This is a genomic window from Paracoccus nototheniae (genome assembly GCF_004335005.1).
GTDB classification, from domain to species: domain Bacteria; phylum Pseudomonadota; class Alphaproteobacteria; order Rhodobacterales; family Rhodobacteraceae; genus Paracoccus; species Paracoccus nototheniae.
The window spans coordinates 26,149-50,648 of the sequence record NZ_RQRT01000013.1; the positions used below are offsets into that span (position 1 = coordinate 26,149).

A 24,500-nucleotide genomic window follows, 5' to 3' on the forward strand; every position below is an offset into this window, starting at 1 on the left:
TGTGAGTTTCGACTATGATCTGTTCGTGATCGGTGGCGGTTCGGGGGGCGTGCGCGCCGCGCGGATCGCCGCCGGGGAATACGGCGCCAAGGTGGGGCTGGCCGAGGAAAGCCGCATGGGCGGCACCTGCGTCATTCGTGGCTGCGTGCCCAAGAAACTGATGATCTTTGCGTCCCAGGCCGGGCTGATGGCCGAGGAGATGCGTGGCTATGGCTGGGCCGAGGCACAGGCCGGGCCCTTCAGCTGGGAGACGTTCCGAGACAAGCTGGATGCCGAGCTGACCCGGCTGGAGCTGATCTATCGTGCCGGGCTGAGCCGGGCGGGGGTCGAGGTTCACGACCAGCGTGCCACGCTGGTGGGGCATCACGAGATCGCGCTGGCGGACGGCACCCGCAAGACTGCGCGCCATATCCTGATCGCCACCGGCGGGCGCCCCGCGCCCATCGGCATTCCGGGCGAGGAACTGGCGATGGTGTCGGACGATCTGTTCCTGATGGACAGGCTGCCCGGTCGCATCCTGCTGGTCGGCGGCGGCTTTATCGCCTGTGAATTCGCGACCATTCTGGCGGGTCTGGGCGTCGACACGGTTCAGGCCTATCGCGGCGATGCGGTGCTGCGCGGGTTCGACCGCGAGGCGCGCGATCTGGCGACCCTGCAGCTGAGCGCGGTGGGCGTCGATCTGCGGCTTGGCCTGACCCCTGCCGCGCTGGAGCGGTCGGGCGAGGGCATCGCCGTCACCTTCGACGATGGCAGCCGCGAAGACTTCGATGCTGTGCTGATGGCGACCGGGCGCGATCCCTATACAAGGGGATTGGGGCTTGAGGCGACCGGCGTGGCTGTGAAACCCAATGGCGCGATTGCGGTCGATGACTGGTCGCAGACCTCGGTGCCCTCGATCTTTGCCGTGGGCGACGTCACCGACCGGATCAACCTGACGCCCGTCGCGATCCGCGAGGGTCACAGCTTTGTCGATACGGTCTTTGGCGCCAAGCCGCGCAAGGTCGATCATTCGATCGTCGCCAGCGCCGTCTATCTGCGCCCGCACGAACTGGCCACCGTCGGGCTGACCGAGGAAGAGGCGCGTGCGCAGGGTCCGGTCGATGTCTATGCGACCACCTTCCGGCCGATGCGGTCGATGTTTGCGGGCAGCGATGCCAAGGTGATGATGAAGCTGCTGGTCGATCCGGCCACAGACCGGGTGCTGGGCTGCCACATCTTTGGCCCCGAAGCCGGAGAGATGATCCAGCTGGCCGCGATCCCCATCGGCATGGGCGCCACCAAGGCGCAGTTCGATGCGACGATCGCCGTCCATCCCACCGCAGCCGAGGAGCTGGTGACGATGCGCACGCCCACCCGCCGCCATGAGGGGCCCGCGGGGGGTGCGAAGGGCTGACAATCGCGTGGGCGCGGCGCTGGGTCGCGCCTGTACGGGGGGCGCAGGGTTGACTTTTCGGCCCCGCGCCCCAGTTTTCAACTAACGGAAATTCCAACGAAAGAAGGTCTATCGGATGGCAAATCAGGGCCCCTGGGGCGGAGGCGGCGGCGGAAATGGCGGCCGGGATGACGGGGATCGTGGTGACAAGAAGCCTGCAGGTCGTCCCTGGGGCGATCAGCAGCCGCCGAACGGATCGCGCCGCCCCGGACCGGGCGGAGAGCCGAACCGGCCCGAGATCGAAGACCTGATGAAGAAGGGCCAGGAACGCCTGCGCGTTCTGATGGGCGGTCGCGGCAATGGGGGCGGCACCGGCGGTGGCGGGGGCGGCGGACGCAGCCCGATGGGGCCGAATTTCGGCCTGAACCGGTCGACCGTGGCGGTGGCCGGTCTGGTCGTCGTGGGCCTGTGGGCCTTTGCCAGCTTCTACCGGGTGCAGACGAACGAGCAATCGGTCGAGTTTCTGTTCGGTCGCGCCGTCAATGTCGGCACCGAGGGTCTGAACTTTGCCCCCTGGCCCTTTGTCACCGCCGAGGTCGTGCCCGTCACCAACGAGCGCGTGACCGAGATCGGACGCGGCCAGGCCGGATCGACCGATAGCGGGCTGATGCTGACCCGTGATCAGAACATCGTGGACATGGAATATCAGGTCGTCTGGAACATCCGCGACCCGCAGGCCTATCTGTTCAATCTGGCCGATCCGGCGGACACGATGCGTGCCGTGGCGGAATCGGCGATGCGCGACATTATCGCCCGGACCGAGCTGGCGCCGATTCTGAACCGCGACCGGGGCGCGATCGCGTCCGATCTGCAGACCTCGGTCCAGTCGACGCTGGATGCCTATCAGTCGGGGATCAACGTGGTCCGGGTCAACCTTGACCGCGCCGATCCGCCCGAAGAGGTGATCGACAGCTTCCGCTCGGTTCAGGCCGCGCAGCAGGAACGCGACCGTCTGGAAAACGAGGCTGACGCCTATGCCAACCGCGTTCTGGCGCAGGCCCGCGGTAATGCCGCGCAGGTGCTGGAACAGGCCGAGGGTTACCGGGCCGAGGCGGTCAACACCGCCGCAGGTGAGGCCGCGCGTTTCAACTCGATCTACGAGGAATATGTGAACGCGCCCGAGGTCACCCGTCGCCGGATGTATCTGGAAACGATGGAACAGGTCTTTGCCGATGTGAACAAGATCATCATCGGCGAGGGTGTCGGTGGCGGCGAGGGCGGGTCGGGCGTCGTGCCCTATCTGCCGCTGGACCAGCTGCGCGGCACAGGGTCCGGCACATCGGGCAATGCGGCGGGCAATGCCGCCGCCGTGCGTGATGCGACGACCGGTCTGCTGAACACCCTGCCAGGCAGCCAGCCGACCACCAGCCCCGCAACCACCACCGGAGGGACGAACTGATGGCCGCCCGCAGCAAGCTGTTGACCACTCTGGCCGTGCCCGCGCTGATCGTCGTGGCGGTTCTGGCGGCCTCGTCCATCTTCATCGTGGACGAGCGTGAAAAGGCGCTGGTTCTGCGCATCGGGCAGGTCGTCGATGTTCAGGAAACGCCGGGGCTTGGGTTCAAGCTGCCCTTCATCGACAATGTCGTCAAATATGACGCCCGCATCCTTGGCATGCCCACCAGCCCGCTGGAGGTAACGCCGCTGGATGACCGTCGTCTGGTCGTCGATGCCTTTGCCCGCTGGCGGATCACCGATCCGGTCCGCTTCCGGCAGGCTGTCGGCGCGGGCGGTGTCGAAAGCGCGCAGATGCGGCTGGAGCCGATCGTGCGGAACTCGATCCGCGAGGTTTTGGGCACCGTGCCCTCGACCGCCGTTCTGTCGGATGACCGGACTGCGCTGATGAACCAGATCCGCGACGAGGCGCGTGGCAATTCCGGCGGGCTTGGGATCGAGATCATCGATATCCGTCTGACCCGCACGGATCTGCCCGAACAGAACCTTGCCGCGACCTATGGCCGGATGCGGGCCGAACGTGAACGCGAGGCCGCCGACGAGATCGCGCGCGGGAACGAGGCCGCGCAGCGGATCCGTGCCGCCGCCGACCGGACCATGGTCGAGCTGACCTCGGAAGCGCGCCGTCGGGGCGAGATCGTCCGAGGCGAGGCCGATGCGCAACGAAACGCGATCTATGCCGATGCCTATGGCCGCGATCCCGAATTCTTTGCCTTCACGCGCTCGCTGACCTCGTATCAGCGGGCTTTGGGCGGGCAGAACAGCTCGTTCGTGATGCAGCCGGACAGCGAGTTCTTCACCTATCTGTCCACCGATGGCGGGGATGCGGCCAGCCCGGCCTCGACCCCCGTTCCTGCGGGCAATTCGGCAGCCCAGTTCGATACGCCCGAGGCGACGGATCTGGGTGACGAAGAAGGGCTGGTCACGCCCGAGGTCACCGACCGCGAGGGCAATCCGCTTGGCGAAACCTCGGGCGTCCGGCTGACCCCGGTTCCCGAAAGCTTGGCGACCCCGCCGCAGCAGGAATCCGAGATCCTGTCGCCCGAGGCGACCATCGAAGGCGCACCGGCAGAGGGCGCCCCCGAAGGCGAAGCGCCTGCCGCGACCCCCGAGGCCGACGCACCGGAGGCTGAAGCCCCCGAGGCTGCGGCACCCGAGGCCGAGGCGGACCCCGCAGCGGCCGAACCGGCACCCGCCCCGGCCAACTGACCATGACGACGGGCGGGGGATCACCCCGCCCGTTTTCCGTTTCGCCCTGTCGGTTGACGCGGCCCACTGATGGGGTCTGCAATGAAAATCACGATCTGTTCACAGCCCGAGAGCGTGGTTTATTTGCAACCCCACCCCATATCGCGTTCATATCCACCCGGCAGCCAAAGGCATCTGCCTTGTCCGGCTGCCATCGAGAGATGAGGACATCCAGCATGAAACCGCTTTTTCCTCGCCATATCCTGACCGCATCGGCCCTGGCGCTGACGGTGGGCCTTGGCTATGCGGGCGCGCAGCAGGTGGCGGATCCCGCCAATGACGACGTCGCCCCCGAAGTCAGCCAGCAGGCCCAAGAGGCCGCCGAAGCCAACCGACCCCTTGGGACCGAGGCCGGTCAGGCCGATGCCGCGCAGGTGATGCCGGGCAGCTTCGCCGATCTTGCCGAACAGGTCTCGCCCGCTGTGGTGAACATCACCACGACCTCGGTCGTGTCGCAGCCGACCGGCGGCCCCGCCTTTCCCGAGGGCAGCCCGTTTTCCGACCTGTTCCGCGAGTTCGGCATGCCCGGAATGCCGGGCGGTCCCGGCGCGCCCGAAGGCATGCCCAGTCCGCGCAGCCCGCAGCGTTCGAACGCGCTTGGTTCGGGCTTCGTGATCTCGGCGGATGGATATATCGTGACGAACAACCACGTCATCGAGGGCGCCGACCAGATCGAGGTCGAATTCTATGCCGGTCAGCGCCTGCCGGCCGAGGTGGTGGGCACCGATCCCAATACCGACGTGGCGCTGCTGAAGGTCGAAAGCGACGAGGCGATCCCCTTTGTCACCTTCGGCGACAGCGACGCGGCCCGTGTGGGCGATTGGGTTCTGGCACTTGGCAACCCGCTTGGGCAGGGCTTTTCGGCCAGTTCGGGCATCGTCTCGGCGCGCAACCGCGAATTGTCGGGCACCTATGACGATTATCTACAGACCGATGCGGCGATCAACCGGGGCAACTCGGGCGGGCCGCTGTTCAACCTGCAGGGCGAGGTGATCGGCGTGAACACCGCGATCCTGTCGCCCAATGGCGGCTCGATCGGCATCGGCTTTTCGATGGCCTCGAACGTGGTGTCGCAGGTCGTGGCGCAGTTGCAGGAGTTCGGGGAAACCCGGCGCGGCTGGCTGGGCGTGATGATCCAGGATCTGACGCCGGAAATGGCCGAGGCGATGGGTCTGCAGGCCTCGGCCGGGGCGATGATCACCGACGTGCCCGAAGGTCCGGCGCGCGATGCGGGTCTGCAGACCGGCGACGTGATCACCCGCTTTGACGGGGCCGAGGTCGAGGATACGCGCGGATTGGTCCGCCGCGTGGCCGAGGCCCCGGCAGGCGAGACGGTGCAGGTCATCGTGATGCGCGACGGCGACGAACAGACGCTGGACGTGACGCTTGGCCGCCGCGAGACCGCCCAGGGCGGCGACGAGGCTGCCACCCCCGCCGATGAGCCCGCAGAAAGCGAGCTGCTGGGCATGTCGGTCACCGTGCTGACGCCCGAAATGGCCGCCGAGCTGGGGGCTGCGCGGGATGCGCGCGGTCTGGTCATCACCGATATCGACCCTGAAGGCCCTGCCGCCGAAAAGGGTCTGTCCGCGGGTGACATCATCACCGATGTGAACCAGCAGGCCGTGACCTCGGTCGCCGATCTGCGCGCCCGCGTGGACGAGGCGCGCGAGGCCGGGCGCCAATCGGTGCTGGTGCTGATCCGGCGCGCCGGAGAGCCGCTGTTCGTGGCCCTGCCTCTGGGCGAGGCCGAGGGTTCGGATGACGCGGCACCCGATGCCGCACCCGACGCGGACGCTGCGCCGTAAGCGACGAAACCGCGGCGTGGCGAAGCGAAACGAAGGGGGCGGCCGTTGGGCTGCCCCCTTTTCAATCCGGCCCCGATCCCCTAATTCCTGCAGGGGACAAGGGCCGGCAAGACCTAAGGGAACCAGCGACATGGCAAAGATTACCTATATCGAACATAACGGCACCCCGCATGTGGTCGAGGTCCGTCCGGGCATGACCGTGATGGAGGGCGCGCGCGACAATGGCATTCCGGGTATCGACGCCGATTGCGGCGGCGCCTGCGCCTGCTCGACCTGCCATGTCTATGTCGATCCCGCCTGGACCGACAAGCTGCCGCCGCGCGACGCGATGGAAGACGACATGCTTGATTTCGCCTATCAGCCCGATCCGGCGCGGTCCCGTCTGACCTGCCAGATCAAGGTGACGCCGGATCTGGACGGTCTGGTCGTGCAGATGCCCGAACGCCAGATCTGATCGGGCGCGCCTCCGGTCCGGTCACATGATCGTTGGGGGCGCCGGTTTCGGGGCCGGGCGGTTGTCGGCGGCGGCATTTCGTGGTGACCTGCGACTGCCCCTACCGACAAGGATGCCGGACCCGGATGCAGTGCCCCCGCCTTTGCGATCTTGTGATGCTGGCGCCCGTGGCGTTGGCCGCGACAGCCCTCTCGGCACAGGCCGCATGGCTTGAGGTGCGGGTGACCGGCATCCCCGACGATCGCGGCCATCTGGCCTGCAGCCTGCACGCCGAGGCCGCCGGTTTCCCCGAGGGGCCGGGTCTTGCGCGCCAGCGCGTGACGCCCCAAGGCGGGCAGGGGCTGTGCCGGTTCGACGATGTGCCGCCGGGCCGTTATGCGGTGGCGGTGATGCATGACGCGAATGACAACGGGCAGCTGGATGTGAACCTGCTGGGCATGCCCGTCGAGGGCTGGGGCGTATCGGGCAAGGCCGCCCCGCGCCTGCGTCCGCCGCGCTTTGACGAGGCCGCCTTTGACATCGGCGCTGATCCGGGCTTTGTGGACATTCAGCTGCAGCCCTGACCTGCCCGTCCGATGTCCGAAAGGATCCCGCCCGATGCGCTTTCGCTTTCTGCACAGCTCGGATCTGCATCTGGGCAAGCCCTTTGGCGGTTATCCCGAAGGCATCCGCAACCGCCTGAAAGAGGCGCGCCACGGTGTGATCGACCGTCTGGCGCAGTCCGCACGGCAGGGCGGCGCGGCGGTCGTGCTGCTGGCGGGCGACAGCTTTGACGCCGAAACTCCGGCGCCCGACACGCTGCGTCAGGCCCTGCGGGCGATGGCGGGGCATGGCGATCTGCGCTGGTTCCTGCTGCCGGGCAATCACGACAGTCTGGCCGCGTCGGAACTGTGGCGCCGGATCGCCGCCGATGGGCCTGCGAACCTGACCGCCCTGACCCATGCCGCGCCCTTGTCGCTGGCCGAGGGCGTCTGGCTGCTGCCCGCCCCCTGCACGCAACGCCGCGCGGGCCGCGACCTGACCGAGGCGATGGACGCCTCCACCCCCGAAGGCGCGCTGCGCATCGGGCTGGGCCACGGCCCGATCACCGATTTCGACGAGGGCGAGGCCCGTTCCGGCATCATCCCTCCCGATCGGGCGGCGCGGTCGGGGCTGGATTATCTGGCGCTTGGCGACTGGCACGGGCAGATGCAGATCGGCCCCGCCACATGGTATTGCGGCACCCCCGAGGCCGACGGCTTCAAGCACGACCGGAAGGCGGGGGCGCTGCTGGTGGATCTGCCGGGACCGGGTGCGGCGGCCGGTGTGGAACCGGTGCCCACCGGTCAGTTCCGCTGGATCAGCCCGCATCTGGACTTGCTGCCGGGCGAGGATGTGACCGACCGGCTGGCCCGCGCGCTGCCCGCATCGGGCCATCGCGATCATCTGGTCAGCCTGTCTGCCGCCGGTCGTCTGGCCTTGGCCGACCGCGCCGCGCTGGAAACGGGCGTGCAGGCGCTGGCGCCCGATTACGGCTGGTTTCAGGCCGATCTGTCGGCGCTGCAGGTCGAGGCGCGGCCCGACGATCTGGACATGATCGACCGCGCGGGCGCGCTGCGCCATGCAGCCGAGGCCCTGCTGGCCGACAGCCATGATCCGCAACTGTCCCAGCCCGATCGCGACATCGCGGCGGCGGCCCTGTCGCGGCTGTACAGTTTCGCGCAAGAGGTCCGGGCATGAAGCTGCGCGGGATCGAGCTGACCAATATCCGCCGCTTTGCCGGGCGCCGGGCGATCCTGTCCGATCTGGGCGATGGGGTGACGGTGCTGTCGGAACCCAATGAGTTCGGCAAATCGACCTTTTTTGACGCGCTGCATGCGCTGTTCTTCGAACGCCATCGCAGCAGCCGCGCGCCGGTCAAATCGCTGCAACCCCATGCGGGCGGCGCGCCCGAGATCACCGTCGAGATCGAGCTGCCCGAAGGCCGGTTCCGCCTGTCCAAGCGGTTCCTGTCCCGCCCGCAGGCCCGCATCACCGACGCGGCAGGCCGCCTGATCGCGCAGGAGGACGAGGCCGAGGCCTGGATCGACCGCCTGCTGGGCGGCGATCTGGCAGGCCCCTCGGGGCTGTTATGGGTGCGGCAGGGGCTGCTGGGGCTGGAACCCGAGGGTGGGGGCGCGGATGATCGCCGAGCGCGGGAACAGGGCTTGGGGGCGCGGCGCGATCTTCTGTCCTCGGTCGCCGGAGAGATCGACATGATGACCGGCGGGCGGCGCATGGACGCCGTTCTGGACCGGGTCGGGGCCGAGATGGCGCGGCTGGCCACGGCGACGGGGCGTCCCAAAGCGGGTGGCGAATGGGCCCGCGCGCTGGACGAGGCGGCGACCCTGACCCGGACCGAGGCCGAATTGCGCGACAAGGCGCAGCGCCTGTCGGGTGATCTGGCCCGCCGGGCCGAAGTGGCGCGCAAGCTGGCGCAGCTGACCGACCCTGCCGCCGCCGAGCGCCGGGCGCAGGCCCTGTCCGGGGCCGAGGCGGCGCATCAGGCCGCCCGCGCCCATGCCGACCGGATCGGTCAGGCGGATCGCGATCTGCGGCTGGCGCAGATGGACGAGGGCAATGCCCGCCAGCAGATCGACCAGCTGCAACAGCTGTCGGCCCGCGTCACGCAGGTGCGTCAGGCGCGCGACGCGGCGGTGGCGCAGGCTGCGCAGGCGCAGGCGCGGGCCGGGGATCTGGCGCTGCGCGACGGTCAGGCGGCGGACCTGCTGCAGGCGGCGCTGGCCAGGGTGCAGGATCTGCGTGCCCGGCTGGCGCTGGCGCAGCGGACCCGTCTGGCGCAGGCCGCCGCCGCCCGCGCCGCCGATCTGGCCCGCGCGCTGGACCGGGCGCAGGCCTTGCAGGCGCAGGCGCAGGCCGACCGCGAACAGCGGGCGCAGATCGTCGTCACGCCTGCCGCGCTGGCCCGGCTGGAGGCGGCGCAGACCGCGCTGGACCGCCTGACCGCGCGGGCCGAGGCTCAGGCCGTCACGCTGGAGCTGCTGCCCGACGGCCCGCCCGCGCTGCTGCCCGATGGCACGGCACCTGTCGCGGGGCCGTGGCCGGTTCTGACCCGCATGCGGCTGGCTTTGCCGGGCTTTGGCGCATTGATTGTCGATCCGGGCGCGGGGCAGGGGGTTGCGGCCTCTCTCACCGCCGCGCAGCAGGCTTTGGCGGCGGCGCTGACCGATTGCGGCGCGGCCAGCCTGCCCGAGGCGCGGCGTCTGATGGCCCTGGCGCAGCGTCTGGACGACGGCCTGCGGCAGGTCACGCAGACGCTGGCCGATCTGGCCCCGGACGGCATCGATGCCCTGCGCCAGTCCCACGCCAGCGCCACCACAATGGCCGGGGAAGACGTCGCCGCCACCGAAGACGCCGCCCCGCTGGAACCTCTGCTGGCCGAGGCCGAGGCCCTGGCCGCCGAGGCGCAGGCCACCGCCAGGGGCGCCCATGACGCCGCCATTGCCGCAGGCGAAGCCCGCGCCGATGCCGAGGGAGAGCGTCGTTCCGCCGCCCGCGCGCTGGAGGATGTGCTGGACGAGGCCGGGCAACCTGACGACCTGGCCCTGCGGCTGAACGCCCTGCGCGCCGGCCTGCCGCCGCTGGTTGCGCGCCGCGACGAGGCGGGACGGCTGATGCGGGATCTCACCGCCTCGGCCCCCGATCTGGCCACGGCCGAGGCCGCGTTGACCCGGGCGGCCAGTGCCGCCGAACAGGCCCGCCGCGATCTGGAGCTGCTGCGTCAGGAACAGGCAAGCCTGAACACCCGGATCGAGATTCTCGCCGAAGAGGGGATCGAGGAGACGCTGGACGATCTGACCGGTCGCCGCATCGCGACCGAGGCCCGCGCCGCCCGCTACGAGGCCGAGATGGCCGCCCTGACCCGCCTGCGCGCCGCGCTGGATCAGGCCCGGACCCGCCAGCGCGATGCCTATTTCAAGCCGGTGTTGCGGGAATTGCAGCCCCTGCTGGCGATCCTGCATCCCGGTGCTGCGCTGCAGATCGACGATGCCAGCCTGCTGCCCCATGCCCTGACCCGCGACGGGCAGGCCGAGACGCTGGACATGCTGTCGGGCGGCACCCGCGAACAGGTGGCGATCCTGACCCGGCTGGCCTTTGCGCGGCTGTTCGCGCAGGCCGGTCGGCCCATGCCGGTCATTCTGGACGATGCGCTGGTCCATACCGATGATGACCGGATCGAGGCGATGTTCACCGCCCTGCACCGCGTCGCCGCGGATCAGCAGGTGCTGGTCCTGACCTGCCGCCAGCGCGCCTTTGAATCGCTTGGCGGCACCCGTGCCCATGTCCGGATCGAGGCGATCTAGCCCGGCTGCCCATCCCCCGAATCGGCGCCAAACGCGGCCCGGACCTGCGCGGCGATCCATGTGCGAAAGCGCAGGAAGGCCGGATCGCCCTGATGCCGGTCGGGCCAGGCCAGCCAATAGGCGCCGTCGCCCGGAACGGCGGGGCGCAGCAGGGGCAGCAGGCGACCCTCGGCGATCTCGGGTTCGGCCAGATAGCTGGGCAGCAGCGCCACCCCCAGCCCGGCGATGGCCGACTGGATCATCATCGAGAACTGATCCATCACCATCCCCCGGACCGCCACCCCGCCGCCACCCTGCGCCGCGAACCACGCCTGCCATCCATGCGGGCGCGTTTCCAGCTGCAGCATCGGCAGACCGGCCATGTCGGCGGTCCCGGTCACCGGATGGCGGGCCAGAAAACCGGGGGCGGCGCAGGCCGTCAGCCGTTCATCGAACAGCCGCATGTGATGCGCGTCGGGCCAGTCGCCCTGCCCGAAATAGATCGCCGCATCAAAGGCCCCGGTCGCCAGGCTGACGCGCTGGATCTTGGTCGACAGATTGACCGAGATGCCGGGATTGTCCGACAGGAACTGCCCGATGCGGGGCGCCAGCCAGCGCGTCGCGAATGTCGGCAGCACCGACAGCGACAGCGTCCCGCCGCCCGGATTGGCGATCAGCCCCATGCTGGCACGCTGGATCAGGTCCAGCCCCTGCGTGATGTGGGCGGCATAGACCAGTGCCTCGGCGGTGGGGATCAGGCGCTTGCGCTGGCGCAGAAACAGCGGCTTGCCCAGCTGATCCTCCAGCGCGGCGATCAGGCGGCTGACGGTGCTTTGGGTCAAGGACAGCTCATCCGCCGCCGCGGTGACCGACCGGTGGCGCATCACCGCCTCGAGGGCGATCAGCTGGGACAGCGAGGGCAGGAACCGGCGTTGACGCATGGTTCATGCATAGGGCGCATGAACTCATGTGGAAATACTGTTTTTCGTCACGCCCCCGATGGGATAGGTTCGGTGCAACGATGACCCCTGCAGGGAAGGCCCGATCATGCTGGACAAGACCACCGTGGACCACAAGGGCAGTGCCTTTGTCTGGGAAGATCCGTTCCTGCTGGAGGATCAGCTGGACGAAAACGAACGCATGATCCGCGACACCGCCGCAGCCTTTGCCGCCGACAAGCTGGCGCCCCGCGTGCAGGACGCCTATCTGAACGAACAGACCGACCCCGAGATTTTCCGCGAGATGGGCGCCAGCGGCTTGCTGGGCGTGACGATCCCCGAGGAATATGGCGGGGTGGGTGCATCCTATGTGGCCTACGGCCTGGTCGCGCGAGAGGTCGAGCGCATCGACAGCGGCTATCGCAGCATGATGTCGGTCCAAAGCTCTCTGGTGATGTTTCCGATCCATGCCTACGGCTCGGAAGAGCAGCGGATGCGGTATCTGCCGAAACTGGCATCGGGCGAATGGATCGGCTGTTTCGGTCTGACCGAACCCGATGCCGGGTCCGATCCGGCGGGCATGAAGACGCGGGCGGTGAAGACCGATGGCGGCTATGTGCTGAACGGGTCCAAGATGTGGATCTCGAACAGCCCGATCGCGGATGTTTTCGTGATCTGGGCCAAGTCCGATGCGCATGGCGGCAAGATCCGCGGGTTCATCCTGGACAAGCGCATGAAGGGCCTGTCCGCGCCCAAGATCGACGGCAAGCTGAGCTTGCGCGCGTCCGTCACCGGCGAGATCGTGATGCAGGATGTCGAGGTCGGCGAAGACGCCCTGCTGCCCAATGTCAGCGGCATGTCCGGGCCGTTCGGCTGCCTGAACCGCGCGCGCTATGGCATCAGCTGGGGCGTGATGGGGGCGGCCGAGGATTGCTGGTTCCGCGCCCATCGCTATGGCATGGACCGCAAGCAGTTCGACCGTCCTCTGGCCGCCACGCAACTGTATCAGAAAAAGCTGGCCGATATGCAGACCGAGATTGCCCTGGGCCTGCAGGCGTCCTTGCGGGTCGGTCGGCTGATGGATCAGGGCCGGTTCGCGCCCGAGATGATCTCGATGATCAAGCGCAACAATTGCGGCAAGGCGCTGGATATCGCGCGGATGGCCCGCGACATGCATGGCGGCAACGGCATCCAGATCGGATACCACGTCATGCGCCATTCCCAGAATCTGGAAACCGTGAACACTTATGAGGGCACGCATGACGTCCATGCCCTGATTCTGGGGCGTGCGCAGACCGGGCTGGCCGCCTTTGGCTGACGGCCCCCTGTCCGGCCTGAAGGTGGTCGAGTTGGCGCGCATTCTGGCCGGTCCGTGGATCGGTCAGACGCTGGCCGATCTGGGCGCGCAGGTGATCAAGGTCGAGGCGCCCGAGGGCGACGACACCCGCCGGTGGGGCCCGCCCTTCATCACCCGGCCCCGCGCCGATGGCGGTTCGGAAACGGTCGCCGCCTATTTCCACGCCGCCAATCGCGGCAAGACCAGCGTCACCTGCGATTTCAACGATGCTGGCGATCTGGCAAGGCTGCGGGATCTGATCGACAGCGCCGATGTGGTGATCGAGAATTTCAAGCAGGGCGGGCTGGCACGGTTCGGGCTGGATTATGCCAGCGTCTCGGCGCGCAATCCAGGGCTGGTCTATGCCTCGGTCACCGGGTTCGGGCAGACCGGGCCGCGCGCCCGCCAGCCGGGCTATGATTTCCTGATCCAGGGCATGGGCGGGATCATGGAGCTGACCGGCGATCCTTTGGGCGATCCGCAGAAGGTCGGCGTGGCCTGGATCGACATCTTCACGGGGCTTTATGGCGTGATCGGCATTCAGGCGGCTCTGGCGGAACGCGCGCTGTCGGGTCGGGGGCAGCAGGTCGATCTGGCGCTGTTCGATTGCGCCCTGGGGGTGCTGGCCAATCAGGCGGCCAATCACCTGCTGGGCGGGATGGAACCCGCGCGGCTTGGCAATGCCCATCCCAATATCGTGCCCTATCAGGTCTTTCCGGCCCGCGACGGGCATCTGATCATCGCCTGCGGCAATGACCGGCAGTTCCGCGCCCTGTGTCTGGCGCTGGATCTGCCGGCGCTGGCCGAAGATCCGTCCCTTGCCACCAATGCGCAGCGCGTGGCGGCGCGCGCGGTCTTATGTGCGGATCTGGCGCGCGCGACCGCCTCGCGCAGCCGCGCCGATCTGATCGCCGCATTGGCGCAGGCGGGGGTTCCGGCGGGGCCGATCAACCGCGTGTCCGAGGCGCTGGCCGATCCTCAGGCAGAAGCGCGCGGCATGGTCATCGCGCCCGAAGGGATCGCGGGGCTGCGCACGCCGATCACGCTGTCGCGCAGCGCCTCGGTCTCGGACAAGGCGGCGCCGACCTTGGGCGAGGGGGATTGGGCGTTCCGCGACGGATCGGCGGTCAGTTGACGGCGGTGACCGATGTCAGAACCTGCCGGGCATGCTGCGGCAGCGCGGCGATCCGGGCCTGCGGGCCAAGTGCGCAGTCGAAGACGATATCGGTGCCAAGCGCATAGACCCGCGTTTCCGGGCGCAAGGCGTCCTTCAGCCGGTCCACGGGCGACAGGCTGGTCAGCCCCTGCGGCCCCGCCCCGATGATCAGCGGCGCGACCGAGACCTGCAACCGATCCAGAAGTCCCGCCTCCAGAAACCCGGTGATGGTCAGGCCGCCACCCTCGATCAGCAGCGATCCCAGACCCATGCCGCGCAGGCCCTGCAGGATCTGGGCCGGGTCCAGACGACCGCCCGGGGCGGGCAGGCGCAGCACCTCGACCCCGGTCGGGTGGTTGCGGTCGGCGCCGGTCACGATTACCCGGCGGGCGCCGTCCGGGGTCAGCACCGGGGCACCGTCGGGCAGCCGTCCGCGCGGATCGATCACGATGCGGGCGGGGTTGTGACCGCTGCACAGCCGCACGGTCAGGCGCGGCTGATCATGCAGCGCGGTCTTGACGCCGATCACCACGCCATCGACCAGCGCCCGCAGCCGGTGCAGATGGGCCAGCCCCTCGGGGCCCGACACGTCGCGCGCATCGCCCGAGGCGGTGGCCACCCGCCCGTCCAGCGACTGTCCAATCTGGGCCAGCGTCACTGGCCCCAGATCGCGCCGCGCCACGGGACCGTACAGATCCAGCGCCGCGCGTTCGCCCGGGGTGAACCGCCCGCAGCAAGCGCAGGCGGTGCCGCTGCGCACGGACAGGATGCGGTCCCAGACCCGGGGGGTGACGTCGACGGCGTGCATGGCGGTCCTCTCCTCGGGTGGGGTCAGGTGGGGGGCAGGGCAAGCAGGTCCAGATGCCCGATCAGGCATCCGGTCGCGGGGGCGGCGGCGATGCGCATGCGGCCCCAGTTGGCGGCATCAACGGCGCCCGCCTCGGCAGCGGCCCCGGCGATCCCCTCGACCAGCGCCGCATGCAGGGGCGCGCTGTCCGGGCCGATGCGCCAGGGGCTGGACCCGTCATGGACGGTGAACCCGGCCTTTCGAAGGATCGCGGGCGCGGTGGCTGCGGCATCGGGGCCAAGAGCGGCGCCCAGGCCCTTGTCGCCGCGCTGGTGGCTGTTGAAGGCCTGCGTGATCGCGGCATCGCCCGGCAGCGCCGGATCCCATTCCATGACCCCGTCATAGGACAGCGCCGCATAAAACGGGAGACCCGCACCCGCCAGCCTTTCCGCCAGAGCCGCAATCCACGGCGCGGGCATCAGATCCAGCAGGGCCGAGGCGGTAACCAGCGTCACCCCATCCAAAGGCAGTGCGTCCAGATCGCGCAGGTCCAGCGCATGGGTCTGCGCCCGACCCGGAGCCTCGGTCGCCGCCCGGGTCAGCAGCTCGGGATCGTTGTCCACCAGATGCCAGCGGGCGTTGCCGGGCAGATGCGGCGCCAGCGTGCGCAGCGTCGATCCGGTGCCGCAGCCCAGATCCAGGATCACCGGATCATTCCCCGCCACGGCCACCGCCCGCGCCAGCAACCCGGCATGCCGGGCCGCGATATCGGCAGGTTCGCGCAAGGCCAGCCATTCGGCGGAAAACCCCATGGTTACAGATCCCCCTCGAACCACGCCCGGGCCATATGGCTTTCATGCAGCAGCACGCGCAGCTTTTTCACCCGGCCGCCGTCCTTCAGATCGCCCGCACGAACCTTGGCGGCCATCTGGTCGAAGATATGTTTGCACAGAAACTCGGTCGTGGTCATCTTGCCTGCGAATTCCGGGATCTCGTCCAGATTTTTATACCGCAGCGGCGCCAGCGTCGCGGCCAGCGCCTCGGTCGCAAGGCCGATATCGACGACCAGACTTTCGTGATCCATCTCTTCGGCAAAAAAGGCCGTGTCGACGGTAAAGGTCGCGCCATGCATCCCCTGTGCCGGCCCGAAAGTGGGCGAGGGGAAGGAATGGGCGATCATGATATGGTCTCGGACTTCGACGGCGAACATGGAAACTCCTGATGGTCAGTAATGGATGCGGTGGCACAGCGTGGCGGGGTCGGCCAGAATGCCGGGATAGGCGGCAGGCAGATCGGCAAAACCCGTCTGACCCGAGATCAGAGCGTCCAGCCGGGCATCGTCCAACAGCGCCAGCGCCTTGGTCAGCCGGCGGCGATAGGTCCAGCGCGGCGCCCGGTCGGGCGGGATCGTCCCCACCTGAGAGCTGACGATGCGCAGCCTGCGGCTGTGAAACGCACCGCCAAGCGGCAGCGCGACCTGCGCTCCGCCATGCCAGCTGGCCTCGGTGATGGTGGCCTGCGGAGCGGCCAGCGAGAGGGCCAGCACCAGCCCCGCCTGCGTGGCGCTGGTATGGATCACCGCGTCCTGATCGGCGGGTGCCGCGTCGGGATGGGCAAAGGCGCAGCCGAGACCCTTGGCCAAAGCCTTGCGGTCGGGCAGGGTGTCGATCACGGTGACCTCGGCGCCGGGCAGGCGGGCGGCAAGGCTGGCCACCAGCAGGCCCACCAGCCCGCCGCCGACCACCGCAATGCGGTCGCCCGCACCCGCGCCGCTGTCCCACAGGATGTTCAGCGCGGTTTCCATATTCGCCGCAAGAACGGCCCGTTCAGGCGGCAACCCGTCGGGCAGGGGGATCAGCGCATCCTGAGGCAGGCGGAATTCGGTCTGATGCGGGAACAGCGCGAAGACCGCCCGATCCCGCAGCGCCCCTTCGGTCGCGATGCCGACAGCGGCATAGCCGTATTTGACCGGAAAGGGGAAATCCCCTTCCTGAAACGGCGCGCGCATCCTGTCCTGTTCGCTGACGGGCACCTGCCCGGACAGGACCAGCCGTTCGGTTCCCCGGCTGATGCCCGAATACAGCGTGCGGACATGGACGCCCTCGCCCATCTGGCCAAGGCGGGCCTCGGCGGTGCCGGAGCCTGTGCACCACAGGGCCTGCGCGCTCATGCCAGAAGATGCCCGGATTTGCGGGCCTTGGTGTCCAGATAGCGGGTATTTTCGGGGCCGCGTCCGACCGTCAGCGCGACGCGTTCGACGACCTCGATCCCCTCGCTGTCCAGCCGGGCGATCTTGGCGGGGTTGTTGGTCATCAGCCGCACCTGCGCGATGCCCATCTGGCGCAGCAGCGCGGCGCCGGTGCGGAAATCCCGCTCGTCATCCTCGAATCCAAGGCGGTGATTGGCCTCGACCGTGTCCATGCCCTGATCCTGCAGACTATAGGCGCGCATCTTGTTGGCCAGACCGATGCCGCGCCCCTCCTGATTGAGATACAGAAGAACGCCCGAGCCTTCGGCCTCCATCGCCGCCAGGGCTGCCTGCAGCTGGGGGCCGCAATCGCATTTCAGGCTGCCCAGTACATCGCCCGTGAAACAGGCGGAATGCAGGCGGACCAGAACCGGCTTGCTGCGGTCGGGCTGGCCGACCTCGACCACATAATGTTCGGCGCCGCCATCGGGGTTGCGAAAGACGTGCAGGCGACCATTGCGCGCCGCCAGCATCGGCACCCGCGCATTCGACACCGGGCGCGGATCGCGCGGTGCCATCAGCTGGGTCAGCACGTCATCGGCGGGCAGGATACCCAGATCATGGCCAAGGGCGGTGCCGATCACATCCGGGCCGGTAACGATCAGCGCGGCGGGCAACAGCTCGGCCGCCTTGACCAGCCGGATCGCGGCGCGGTGCAGGGTGGTGGGCGTCTGGTGCGGGGCCTGCGGCACCGCGTCGCGGGCAGGCATCCGGCGCGAGGGATCGGCCAAAGCCTGAATCCAGTCAAGCCGCGCACCGGGGGGCACGGGCAGCAGCGCCACCTCGCCCTCGTGCGGGCGGTGGCGCAGGGCCTCGGCGCGGCGGGCGGTGACGACCAGATCGTGATGCGCGCCAAGCGCGGCATAGCGTTCGGGCGACAGCGTTTCGACCGGATAGATCAGCGCCGCCGGGCCGCTGCCGGTCAGCACGACGGGCAGGCCAAGGCGCAGGTCGCCGACCATGCGGGCCACGCGTTCGGCCAGACGCAAGGCCAGCGGATCAGCGGCAGGGGCGACCATCGACGGGGCCGGAAAGACGGGAGGAGACACGCGCATGGTTCGACCTTCAAGCCCTTGGGATCAGATGTCACGATCTTCGCAACGTCTTGAAACACGGGCCAGTTCCGGAAGGGTTGCAGCCGCGTGTCACAATGTCGCAACGACCGGCCGCATGGGGCGGCGCGCGCGAACCGGGTCGCAAACCATCGGCGCGGCACCGATCCTGGTCGCGGCGACGGGACTGGCTGCGACACCCGGCCCCCCCCGCTGGACGGCCCGGGCTGCAATCCCTAGGCTGACCGTCTGATGAACGCCGTCTGACGAACGCGGCCAGATGAATGAAGGGTCCATGATGCAGATGCGCGCCACCTTGGGACTGATCCGGTCGCTGGCGATCTATTACAACCCGTGGCGGGTGCGCCAGTTGCGGGCTTTTTACGCGGGGCTGCTGCCGCCCGGTGCGCTGGCCTTCGACATCGGCGCCCATGTCGGCAGCCGCGCGCGCGCGATGCGGGCTGCAGGCGCAAGGGTCGTGGCCTGCGAGCCGCAGCAGCCCTTTGCGGGTTTTCTGCGCCGCAGCCTGCCGCGCGACATCACCCTGCTGCAGCTGGCCGTCGGCCCGTCCGAGGCGATGGCACAGATGGCCGTGTCGTCGCTGCATCCGACGGTCTCATCGCTCAGCACCAGTTTCGCGGACGAGGCGGCGGCGCTGCCGGGCTTTGGTCATGTCCGGTGGGACCGCAGCCAGCAGGTGCAGATGACCACCATGGACCGGCTGATCGCCGATCACGGCCTGCCCGATTTCGTCAAGATCGATGTCGAGGGGTTCGAGCTGGACGTGCTGTCCGGCCTCAGCCAGCCGCTGCCGATGCTGTCGGTCGAATATCTGCCCGCCTTCGGCCAGCGGACGCTGGCGGTGATCGACCGGCTGCAGGATCTGGGCAGCTATCGCTTCAACCCGGTCACGGGCGAGGCCGGGGGCTTTCTATGGGACGACTGGCGCGGGCCGGATGCTGTGCGCCAATGGCTGACCGGTCTGCCGCCGGATGCCGGATCGGGCGATCTTTACGCGCGGCTGGACTGATCGCGCAGGTTGGCCTGATCGCACAGACCGGGCTGATGCCCCTAAGCGGACGGATTGCGCAGGCTGGCGGCAAAGCGGTGGAACAGATCGGGGCGGGCGGCGATGACGGTGCCGGTTTCCTCGGGGCGCTCGGACGGGGTCCAGCCTTCGACCCGGGCGCCCGATGCGCGCAGCAGGACTAGACCGGCGGCGATGTCCCAGGGGCGCAGGCGGCGTTCCCAGAACCCGTCCAGCCGCCCCGCCGCGACATAGGCCAGATCCAGCGCCGCCGCCCCCATCCGCCGCACGCCCGCCGACTGCGGCAGCACCCGCGTCAGGTCGGCGGCGTGATCGTCGATATGGGGCATGTCGCCAAAGGGCAGGCCGGTGCCGAACAGCGCCGCATCGAAACCGGGCGGCGGCGCCGGGTGCAGCGGCACACCGTTCAGATGCAGGGGGCCGCCCGCCCGCGCGCTGAACGTCTCGGCCTTCAGGGGGTCATGGACGACGCCCAGAACCAGTTCCCCATCCTGTTCCAGCGCGATGGACACGGCCCAATGGGCGATCCCGCGCAGGAAGTTCGTGGTCCCGTCCAGCGGATCGACGATCCAGCGCCGCGCGCCGGGGGTGGTGGCTGGACTGGCGCCGGTCTCCTCGCCCAGCCAGCCGTCGCCGGGCCGGGCGCCCAGCAGGCGGTCGCGCAGCAGCGACTCGGCCCGATGATCGGCCTGCGACACGAAGTCGCCCCGCCGCTTGGTGTCGATCTGCAACCCGCTGCGGTCGGCCCAAGCGGCGCACAGCCCGTCCCCTGCGGCATGGGCGGCGGCAATGGCCAGTGTCAGGTCGTCCTGCAGGGTCATGGGTGGTCCTTTGCAGCGGGGGCGATCATGCCCGATGGGGCGGCATCGGGGGCCGCAAATGGACGATTACACGCGATTATCAGTTGCGGCCCCCGCCCGATCGGTCAATCTGCCTGCAGCCAGAGGGATCGGCAAGCCCGTCGCAGTCTTTCGCCAACGGATCAGAGGTAACCGACCATGCGCTTTGCCAAAGCCATTCTCGGCGCAATCGTCGTCATCGGCGCCGGAGTGCTGGGGATGAACATGGCCGACCGGCTGCTGGCCGCGCCCGACACGCAGGTCAGGGGGGGCGACAGCGCCTCGGGCCCGGTCCCGGTCGAGACGGTGCCCGTGCAGCTGACCCGATTTACCGACAGCATCCGCGCCGTGGGCACCGCCCGCGCCCGCAGCGCTGTCGATCTGATGCCCGAGGCCAGCGGCCGCATCACCCGCATCGCCTTTCGCCCCGGCGCCCGCGTGGCCGAGGGCGATGTGCTGCTGGAACTGGACGACCGCGCCGAACAGGCCGACCTGATGGCCGCCGAGGCGACCCTGGCCGAGGCCGAGGCCGCCTTTGCCCGTCAGGAACAGCTGAACCGCACCGGCAGCGCCTCGGACGCGGCCTTTCAGACCGCCCGCGCAGCACTGCTGCGGGCCGAGGCCGAGCGTGACCGGGCGCAGGTTCTGCTGGAGGATCGCCAGCTGCGCGCGCCCTTTGCGGGCATCATCGGCCTGACCGATCTGGTCGAGGGGCAGATGCTGGATAGCGGCACCCCCATCGCCACGCTGGACGATCTTGCGGTGATCGAGGTCGATTTCGCCGTGCCTGAATCGCTGCTGCCGCGTCTGGCCGAAGGGCAGGGGGTCCAGCTGCGATCCTCGGCCTGGCCCGACCGGGTGTTTCAGGCGCAGGTCACGCTGATCGACACGCGCGTCGATGCCGCCACGCGGTCCATCGCCCTGCGCGCCGAGATGCCCAACCCCGACCGCGCCTTGGCGGGGGGGATGTTCCTGCAGGCCGAACTGGTGCTGGACGAGGGCGACCGGCCCTCGATCCCCGAATCGGCGATCAGCGTCGAGGGCGATATCCACCGTGTGCTGGTCCTGCGCGACGGTGTTGCGGAATGGGCCGAGATCGCGGTGGGTCAGCAGGCTGACGGCGTGATCGAAGTGCTGGGCGGGATCGAGGTCGGCACCCCGATCATCGTGTCGAACCTGCACCGCGTCCAGCCAGGCACGCCGGTCGAGGCCACGCCGCAACCCGACCGCACCGCCACCGCGGATGCCGCAGCGGGGACCGGCGGATGAGCCTGCCCGACTTCGCCCTGCGCCGCCCGGTCTTCGCGACCGTCATGAACCTGCTGATCGTGCTGATCGGCGCCGTCGCCGTCACCCGCCTGCCGGTCCGCGAACTGCCCTCGGTCGAGGCGGCCGAGGTGACGGTGCGTGTCGATTACACCGGCGCCGCGCCCGATGTGGTGGACAACCAGCTGGCCAGCGTCATCGAGGGCGGCCTTGCGGGCGTCAGCGGCGTGACCGCCATGCAGACCAATTCCGACCGGGGCGGCATGCGCACCCGGCTGACCTTTGATCCGTCGCGCGACATCGACGCGGCGGCCAATGACGTGCGCGCCGCGGTCGACCGGGTGCTGAACGATCTGCCCGACGGCGCCGGCACGCCGCGCGTGGAAAAGAACGATGACGAGGGCGATCCGGTCATCCGGCTCAGCCTGTCCAGCCCGAACATGACCCCGCTGGAGCTGTCCGATTACGCCGACCGGTTCATCACCGACCGGCTGGCACGGCTGCCGGGGGTGGCCAATGCCTCGATCTTCGGGGAACGGGCGCCGTCGATGCGCATCTGGCTGGATCAGTCGCGCATGGCCGCCTATGGCATCACCACCGGCGACATCATCGCCGCGCTGGAGGCCAACAATGTCGAACTGCCCGCCGGTCAGATCGAGACCGGCGCCCGGCAGTTGCAGGTTCTGGCGCAGACCCGGTTCACCAGCGTTGCCGTCTTTGGTCAGGTCGTGCTGCGCGACGATGGCGGGCGCCCGCTGCGGCTGGCCGATGTCGCCCGCATCGAAGAGGGGGCCGAGGAAACCGACACCATCTATCGCGCCAATGGCGTCATCGCCCTGGGTCTGGGCGTCCAGCCACAGGCGCAGGCCAACACCGTCGCCATCTCGACCGCCGTGCGTCAGGAACTGGACCGCATCCGCCCGACCTTGCCCGAGGGCATGCAGATGCGCATCACCACCGACGAGGCGGTGTTCATCGAAAGCTCGATCGCGCAGGTGATCAAGGTCTTTGCCGAGGCCGTGGTGCTGGTCACGGCGGTGATCTTCCTGTTCCTCGGCTCGCTCAGGCTGTCGCTGGTGCCGGTGGTCACGATCCCGATCTCGGCGCTTGGATCGCTGCTGATGATGCTGCTTTTGGGGTTCTCGATCAATATCCTGACGCTGTTCGCGCTGATCCTGGCGATCGGTCTGGTCGTGGACGATGCCATCGTCGTGCTGGAAAACATCCAGCGCCATCGCGCCATGGGCGCCAGCCGGGCCGAGGCCGCGCGACGCGGCGCCGGACAGGTCAGCTTTGCCGTCATCGCCACCACCGCCGTGCTGATCGCCGTGTTCCTGCCGGTCAGCTTCATGGAGGGAGAGCTGGGTCAGCTGTTCGCGGAATTCGGCATCGTGATGGCCGTGGCCGTCGCCGTGTCGGGTTTCGTCGCCCTGACCCTGTCGCCGGTTCTGGCCGCGCGGGTGATGCCGCGCGAGGATCGCCCCAACCTGCTGACCCGCAGCGTCAACCGGGTGATCGGCTGGCTGGAACGCGGCTATGACCGGGTTCTGGGCCATATGATCGCGCGTCCGGTGCCGATTCTGGCGGTGACGGTCTTTGCCGTGGCGGGGGCGGTGTCGGTCTATCAGGCATTGCCGCGCCAGCTGACCCCGGACGAGGATCGCGGCGGGTTCCGCATCGTGCTGAATGCGCCGCAGGGGTCCAATCTGGCCTATACCGACGCCGCCACCCGCCGGGTCGAGGCGATGCTGGACGAATTGCGCGACGATGGCATCGTCGACAACGCCACCTCGATCGTGGGGATCTGGGGCGATACCCGCCGCTCGCTGATCTTCGTGACGCTGGCGCCTTGGGATGACCGCGAGGCGGGCGTGGACGAGGTGATCGGCGGTCTGCGGCCCCGGCTGGAGGCGATGACCGAGGTGTCGACCTCGATCCGGCCGTCGGGCGGGCTTGGACTGGGCGGCGGCAGCGGCAGCATCAGCTGGTCGATCGGCGGGCCCGATCTGGCCCGCGCCGCCCAATGGTCCGAGGATGTGGCCGCGCGTCTGGCCGACGCCCCGGGTCTGTCGGGGATCGAGGTGGATTACGCCGCCAACCAGCCCGGCGCATCGCTGTCCATCGACCGCACCCGCGCGCAGGATCTGGGGCTGGACAGCGAAACCGTCGCCCAGACCCTGCAGGTGCTGTTCGCATCGCGCACGGTGGGCGAATACAGCAATGACGGGCGGCAATACCCGGTCATCCTGCAGGCCGCCGCCGAGGATCGCGATTCAGTGCAGGATATGCTGTCGGTGATGATCCGCAACACACGGGGCGATCTGATCCCGCTTTCGGCCTTTGCCGAAATCGCGACCGGCGCCACCGTCCCCGAAATCAACCGCTATGACCGCCTCATCTCGGTCGAGACCGAGGCCGATCTGGTCGAGGGCACCGATCTGGCCCGCGCCATCGCCATCGTCGAAGAGGCCGCCGTGGACCTGCCTGCGGGCGCCCTGCTGGTCTGGCGCGGGCAGGCGGCGGATTATCAGGAAAATCAGGGCGGTGTGGCCACGGTCTTTGCCATGGCGCTGATGATCGTCTTTCTGGTGCTGGCCGCGCAGTTCGAAAGTTTCCGCACGCCGCTGACGATCATGCTGACCGTGCCCCTGGGGCTGGCGGGGGCGGTGGCGACGCTGTGGCTGACGGGGGCCTCGGTCAACATCTTTTCGCAGGTGGGGATGATCCTGCTGATCGGGATCATGGCCAAGAACGGCATCCTGATCGTGGAATTCGCCAATCAGCTGCGCGACGAGGGCCGCGATCTGGTCAGCGCGGCGCGCGAGGGGGCGGTGACGCGCCTGCGCCCGGTGATGATGACGACCATTGCCACGGTTCTGGGCGCGGTGCCGCTGGCCACAGCATCCGGGGCCGGGGCCGAAAGCCGCCGCGCCATCGGGGCGGTGATCGTGGGCGGGCTGAGCCTGGCATTCATCCTGACGCTGTTGCTGACGCCGGTCATTTACGTGCTGGTCGAACGCATCGGACGGCGCGACGACCCGGTGCGTGACGATGCGGCACCCGAGGCGCCGGGTCCGGTCCCGCAACCGGCGGAATAAGCCTTTGATCGTCGCG

At 68.9% G+C, this 24,500-nt stretch carries 20 protein-coding genes; 13 read left to right on the plus strand and 7 right to left on the minus strand.

Translation table 11 applies throughout. The features are described 5' to 3' along the window. Nucleotide 1 precedes the first annotated feature (1 nt). The 8 genes from gorA (at nucleotide 2) to EG885_RS07490 (ending at nucleotide 10,737) form a co-directional block, all read left to right on the plus strand. Nucleotides 2-1,393, plus strand: coding sequence for a glutathione-disulfide reductase (gene gorA, locus EG885_RS07455; protein ID WP_131573850.1), 1,392 nt, complete (start codon nucleotides 2-4; stop codon nucleotides 1,391-1,393). Nucleotides 1,394-1,508: 115 nt separating this feature from the next. Beyond that, entirely contained in the window at nucleotides 1,509-2,831 is a 1,323-nt protein-coding gene (hflK, locus tag EG885_RS07460) for an FtsH protease activity modulator HflK (RefSeq protein WP_131573851.1), read from the plus strand. After that, nucleotides 2,831-4,096 carry an SPFH domain-containing protein gene (locus EG885_RS07465; protein WP_131573852.1) on the plus strand — a complete coding sequence of 422 codons (1,266 nt, stop codon included), beginning with the start codon at nucleotides 2,831-2,833 and terminating at the stop codon, nucleotides 4,094-4,096. Before hflK ends, EG885_RS07465 begins: the two co-directional genes overlap by 1 nt. 215 nt (nucleotides 4,097-4,311) lie before the next feature. After that, entirely contained in the window at nucleotides 4,312-5,940 is a 1,629-nt protein-coding gene (locus tag EG885_RS07470) for a DegQ family serine endoprotease (protein ID WP_131573853.1), read from the plus strand. Nucleotides 5,941-6,070: 130 nt separating this feature from the next. Next, the gene (locus EG885_RS07475) at nucleotides 6,071-6,394 is read left to right on the plus strand and encodes a 2Fe-2S iron-sulfur cluster-binding protein (RefSeq protein WP_131573854.1); all 324 of its coding nucleotides are present in this window, start codon (nucleotides 6,071-6,073) and stop codon (nucleotides 6,392-6,394) included. A gap of 125 nt (nucleotides 6,395-6,519) precedes the next feature. After that, on the plus strand, nucleotides 6,520-6,957 hold the full coding sequence (locus EG885_RS07480) for a DUF2141 domain-containing protein (RefSeq protein WP_131573855.1): 438 nt from the start codon (nucleotides 6,520-6,522) through the stop codon (nucleotides 6,955-6,957). Nucleotides 6,958-6,991: 34 nt separating this feature from the next. Beyond that, nucleotides 6,992-8,113, plus strand: coding sequence for a metallophosphoesterase family protein (locus tag EG885_RS07485; protein WP_131573856.1), 1,122 nt, complete (start codon nucleotides 6,992-6,994; stop codon nucleotides 8,111-8,113). After that, on the plus strand, nucleotides 8,110-10,737 hold the full coding sequence (locus EG885_RS07490; RefSeq protein ID WP_131573857.1) for an AAA family ATPase: 2,628 nt from the start codon (nucleotides 8,110-8,112) through the stop codon (nucleotides 10,735-10,737). Before EG885_RS07485 ends, EG885_RS07490 begins: the two co-directional genes overlap by 4 nt. Here EG885_RS07490 and EG885_RS07495 read toward each other — a convergent pair. Then, the gene (locus EG885_RS07495; RefSeq protein ID WP_131573858.1) at nucleotides 10,734-11,657 is read right to left on the minus strand and encodes a LysR substrate-binding domain-containing protein; all 924 of its coding nucleotides are present in this window, start codon (nucleotides 11,655-11,657) and stop codon (nucleotides 10,734-10,736) included. The genes EG885_RS07490 and EG885_RS07495 overlap by 4 nt on opposite strands. Before the next feature lie 106 nt (nucleotides 11,658-11,763). On the opposite strand from EG885_RS07495, the gene EG885_RS07500 reads away from it, so the two are divergent. Both EG885_RS07500 and EG885_RS07505 read left to right on the plus strand, forming a co-directional pair. Beyond that, on the plus strand, nucleotides 11,764-12,972 hold the full coding sequence (locus EG885_RS07500) for an acyl-CoA dehydrogenase (protein WP_131573859.1): 1,209 nt from the start codon (nucleotides 11,764-11,766) through the stop codon (nucleotides 12,970-12,972). Further along, the gene (locus tag EG885_RS07505; protein WP_131573860.1) at nucleotides 12,965-14,125 is read left to right on the plus strand and encodes a CaiB/BaiF CoA transferase family protein; all 1,161 of its coding nucleotides are present in this window, start codon (nucleotides 12,965-12,967) and stop codon (nucleotides 14,123-14,125) included. Before EG885_RS07500 ends, EG885_RS07505 begins: the two co-directional genes overlap by 8 nt. On the opposite strand, the gene EG885_RS07510 is transcribed toward EG885_RS07505, so the two are convergent. Genes EG885_RS07510 through ribA form a run of 5 tightly spaced genes read right to left on the minus strand, consistent with a single transcriptional unit; the run spans nucleotide 14,118 to nucleotide 18,200 of the window. Further along, on the minus strand, nucleotides 14,118-14,954 hold the full coding sequence (locus EG885_RS07510; RefSeq protein ID WP_131573861.1) for a RibD family protein: 837 nt from the start codon (nucleotides 14,952-14,954) through the stop codon (nucleotides 14,118-14,120). The genes EG885_RS07505 and EG885_RS07510 overlap by 8 nt on opposite strands. Before the next feature lie 23 nt (nucleotides 14,955-14,977). Next, the gene (locus EG885_RS07515) at nucleotides 14,978-15,745 is read right to left on the minus strand and encodes a class I SAM-dependent methyltransferase (RefSeq protein WP_131573862.1); all 768 of its coding nucleotides are present in this window, start codon (nucleotides 15,743-15,745) and stop codon (nucleotides 14,978-14,980) included. A gap of 2 nt (nucleotides 15,746-15,747) precedes the next feature. Further along, a complete protein-coding gene (locus tag EG885_RS07520) occupies nucleotides 15,748-16,143 on the minus strand; it encodes a 6-pyruvoyl trahydropterin synthase family protein (protein WP_131573863.1) in 396 nt (131 codons plus the stop codon). Between the two features lie 15 nt (nucleotides 16,144-16,158). Beyond that, nucleotides 16,159-17,103, minus strand: coding sequence for a zinc-dependent alcohol dehydrogenase (locus EG885_RS07525; RefSeq protein ID WP_131573864.1), 945 nt, complete (start codon nucleotides 17,101-17,103; stop codon nucleotides 16,159-16,161). Further along, on the minus strand, nucleotides 17,100-18,200 hold the full coding sequence (ribA, locus tag EG885_RS07530; RefSeq protein ID WP_242679552.1) for a GTP cyclohydrolase II: 1,101 nt from the start codon (nucleotides 18,198-18,200) through the stop codon (nucleotides 17,100-17,102). The genes EG885_RS07525 and ribA overlap by 4 nt, the downstream gene beginning before the upstream one ends. A 328-nt stretch (nucleotides 18,201-18,528) precedes the next feature. Between ribA and EG885_RS07535 the strand changes: the two genes are divergently transcribed. Next, nucleotides 18,529-19,263 carry an FkbM family methyltransferase gene (locus tag EG885_RS07535; protein WP_242679548.1) on the plus strand — a complete coding sequence of 245 codons (735 nt, stop codon included), beginning with the start codon at nucleotides 18,529-18,531 and terminating at the stop codon, nucleotides 19,261-19,263. Between the two features lie 41 nt (nucleotides 19,264-19,304). Here EG885_RS07535 and EG885_RS07540 read toward each other — a convergent pair whose 3' ends face one another. Next, a complete protein-coding gene (locus EG885_RS07540; protein ID WP_131573866.1) occupies nucleotides 19,305-20,102 on the minus strand; it encodes an inositol monophosphatase family protein in 798 nt (265 codons plus the stop codon). 177 nt (nucleotides 20,103-20,279) lie between these two features. On the opposite strand from EG885_RS07540, the gene EG885_RS07545 reads away from it, so the two are divergent. Together EG885_RS07545 and EG885_RS07550 are read left to right on the plus strand one after the other, a co-directional pair. Beyond that, nucleotides 20,280-21,389, plus strand: coding sequence for an efflux RND transporter periplasmic adaptor subunit (locus EG885_RS07545; RefSeq protein ID WP_131573867.1), 1,110 nt, complete (start codon nucleotides 20,280-20,282; stop codon nucleotides 21,387-21,389). Then, nucleotides 21,386-24,484 (plus strand): efflux RND transporter permease subunit, encoded by a 3,099-nt coding sequence (locus tag EG885_RS07550; protein WP_131573868.1) that lies wholly within the window; start codon nucleotides 21,386-21,388, stop codon nucleotides 24,482-24,484. Before EG885_RS07545 ends, EG885_RS07550 begins: the two co-directional genes overlap by 4 nt. The last annotated feature ends 16 nt before the right edge of the window (nucleotides 24,485-24,500 follow it).

What these genes read in the sequence shown, in the direction of transcription:
- EG885_RS07550 (WP_131573868.1), top strand. Translation starts at nt 21,386, where the DNA reads ATGAGCCTGCCCGACTTCGCCCTGCGCCGCCCGGTCTTCGCGACCGTC.
- EG885_RS07465 (WP_131573852.1), top strand. Translation starts at nt 2,831, where the DNA reads ATGGCCGCCCGCAGCAAGCTGTTGACCACTCTGGCCGTGCCCGCGCTG.
- EG885_RS07485 (WP_131573856.1), top strand. Translation starts at nt 6,992, where the DNA reads ATGCGCTTTCGCTTTCTGCACAGCTCGGATCTGCATCTGGGCAAGCCC.
- EG885_RS07510 (WP_131573861.1), bottom strand. Translation starts at nt 14,954, where the DNA reads ATGCACGCCGTCGACGTCACCCCCCGGGTCTGGGACCGCATCCTGTCC.
- EG885_RS07540 (WP_131573866.1), bottom strand. Translation starts at nt 20,102, where the DNA reads ATGACCCTGCAGGACGACCTGACACTGGCCATTGCCGCCGCCCATGCC.
- EG885_RS07490 (WP_131573857.1), top strand. Translation starts at nt 8,110, where the DNA reads ATGAAGCTGCGCGGGATCGAGCTGACCAATATCCGCCGCTTTGCCGGG.
- hflK (WP_131573851.1), top strand. Translation starts at nt 1,509, where the DNA reads ATGGCAAATCAGGGCCCCTGGGGCGGAGGCGGCGGCGGAAATGGCGGC.
- EG885_RS07470 (WP_131573853.1), top strand. Translation starts at nt 4,312, where the DNA reads ATGAAACCGCTTTTTCCTCGCCATATCCTGACCGCATCGGCCCTGGCG.
- EG885_RS07475 (WP_131573854.1), top strand. Translation starts at nt 6,071, where the DNA reads ATGGCAAAGATTACCTATATCGAACATAACGGCACCCCGCATGTGGTC.
- EG885_RS07545 (WP_131573867.1), top strand. Translation starts at nt 20,280, where the DNA reads ATGCGCTTTGCCAAAGCCATTCTCGGCGCAATCGTCGTCATCGGCGCC.
- EG885_RS07495 (WP_131573858.1), bottom strand. Translation starts at nt 11,657, where the DNA reads ATGCGTCAACGCCGGTTCCTGCCCTCGCTGTCCCAGCTGATCGCCCTC.
- EG885_RS07520 (WP_131573863.1), bottom strand. Translation starts at nt 16,143, where the DNA reads ATGTTCGCCGTCGAAGTCCGAGACCATATCATGATCGCCCATTCCTTC.
- ribA (WP_242679552.1), bottom strand. Translation starts at nt 18,200, where the DNA reads ATGGTCGCCCCTGCCGCTGATCCGCTGGCCTTGCGTCTGGCCGAACGC.
- EG885_RS07515 (WP_131573862.1), bottom strand. Translation starts at nt 15,745, where the DNA reads ATGGGGTTTTCCGCCGAATGGCTGGCCTTGCGCGAACCTGCCGATATC.
- EG885_RS07525 (WP_131573864.1), bottom strand. Translation starts at nt 17,103, where the DNA reads ATGAGCGCGCAGGCCCTGTGGTGCACAGGCTCCGGCACCGCCGAGGCC.
- EG885_RS07535 (WP_242679548.1), top strand. Translation starts at nt 18,529, where the DNA reads ATGATGCAGATGCGCGCCACCTTGGGACTGATCCGGTCGCTGGCGATC.
- EG885_RS07480 (WP_131573855.1), top strand. Translation starts at nt 6,520, where the DNA reads ATGCAGTGCCCCCGCCTTTGCGATCTTGTGATGCTGGCGCCCGTGGCG.
- EG885_RS07500 (WP_131573859.1), top strand. Translation starts at nt 11,764, where the DNA reads ATGCTGGACAAGACCACCGTGGACCACAAGGGCAGTGCCTTTGTCTGG.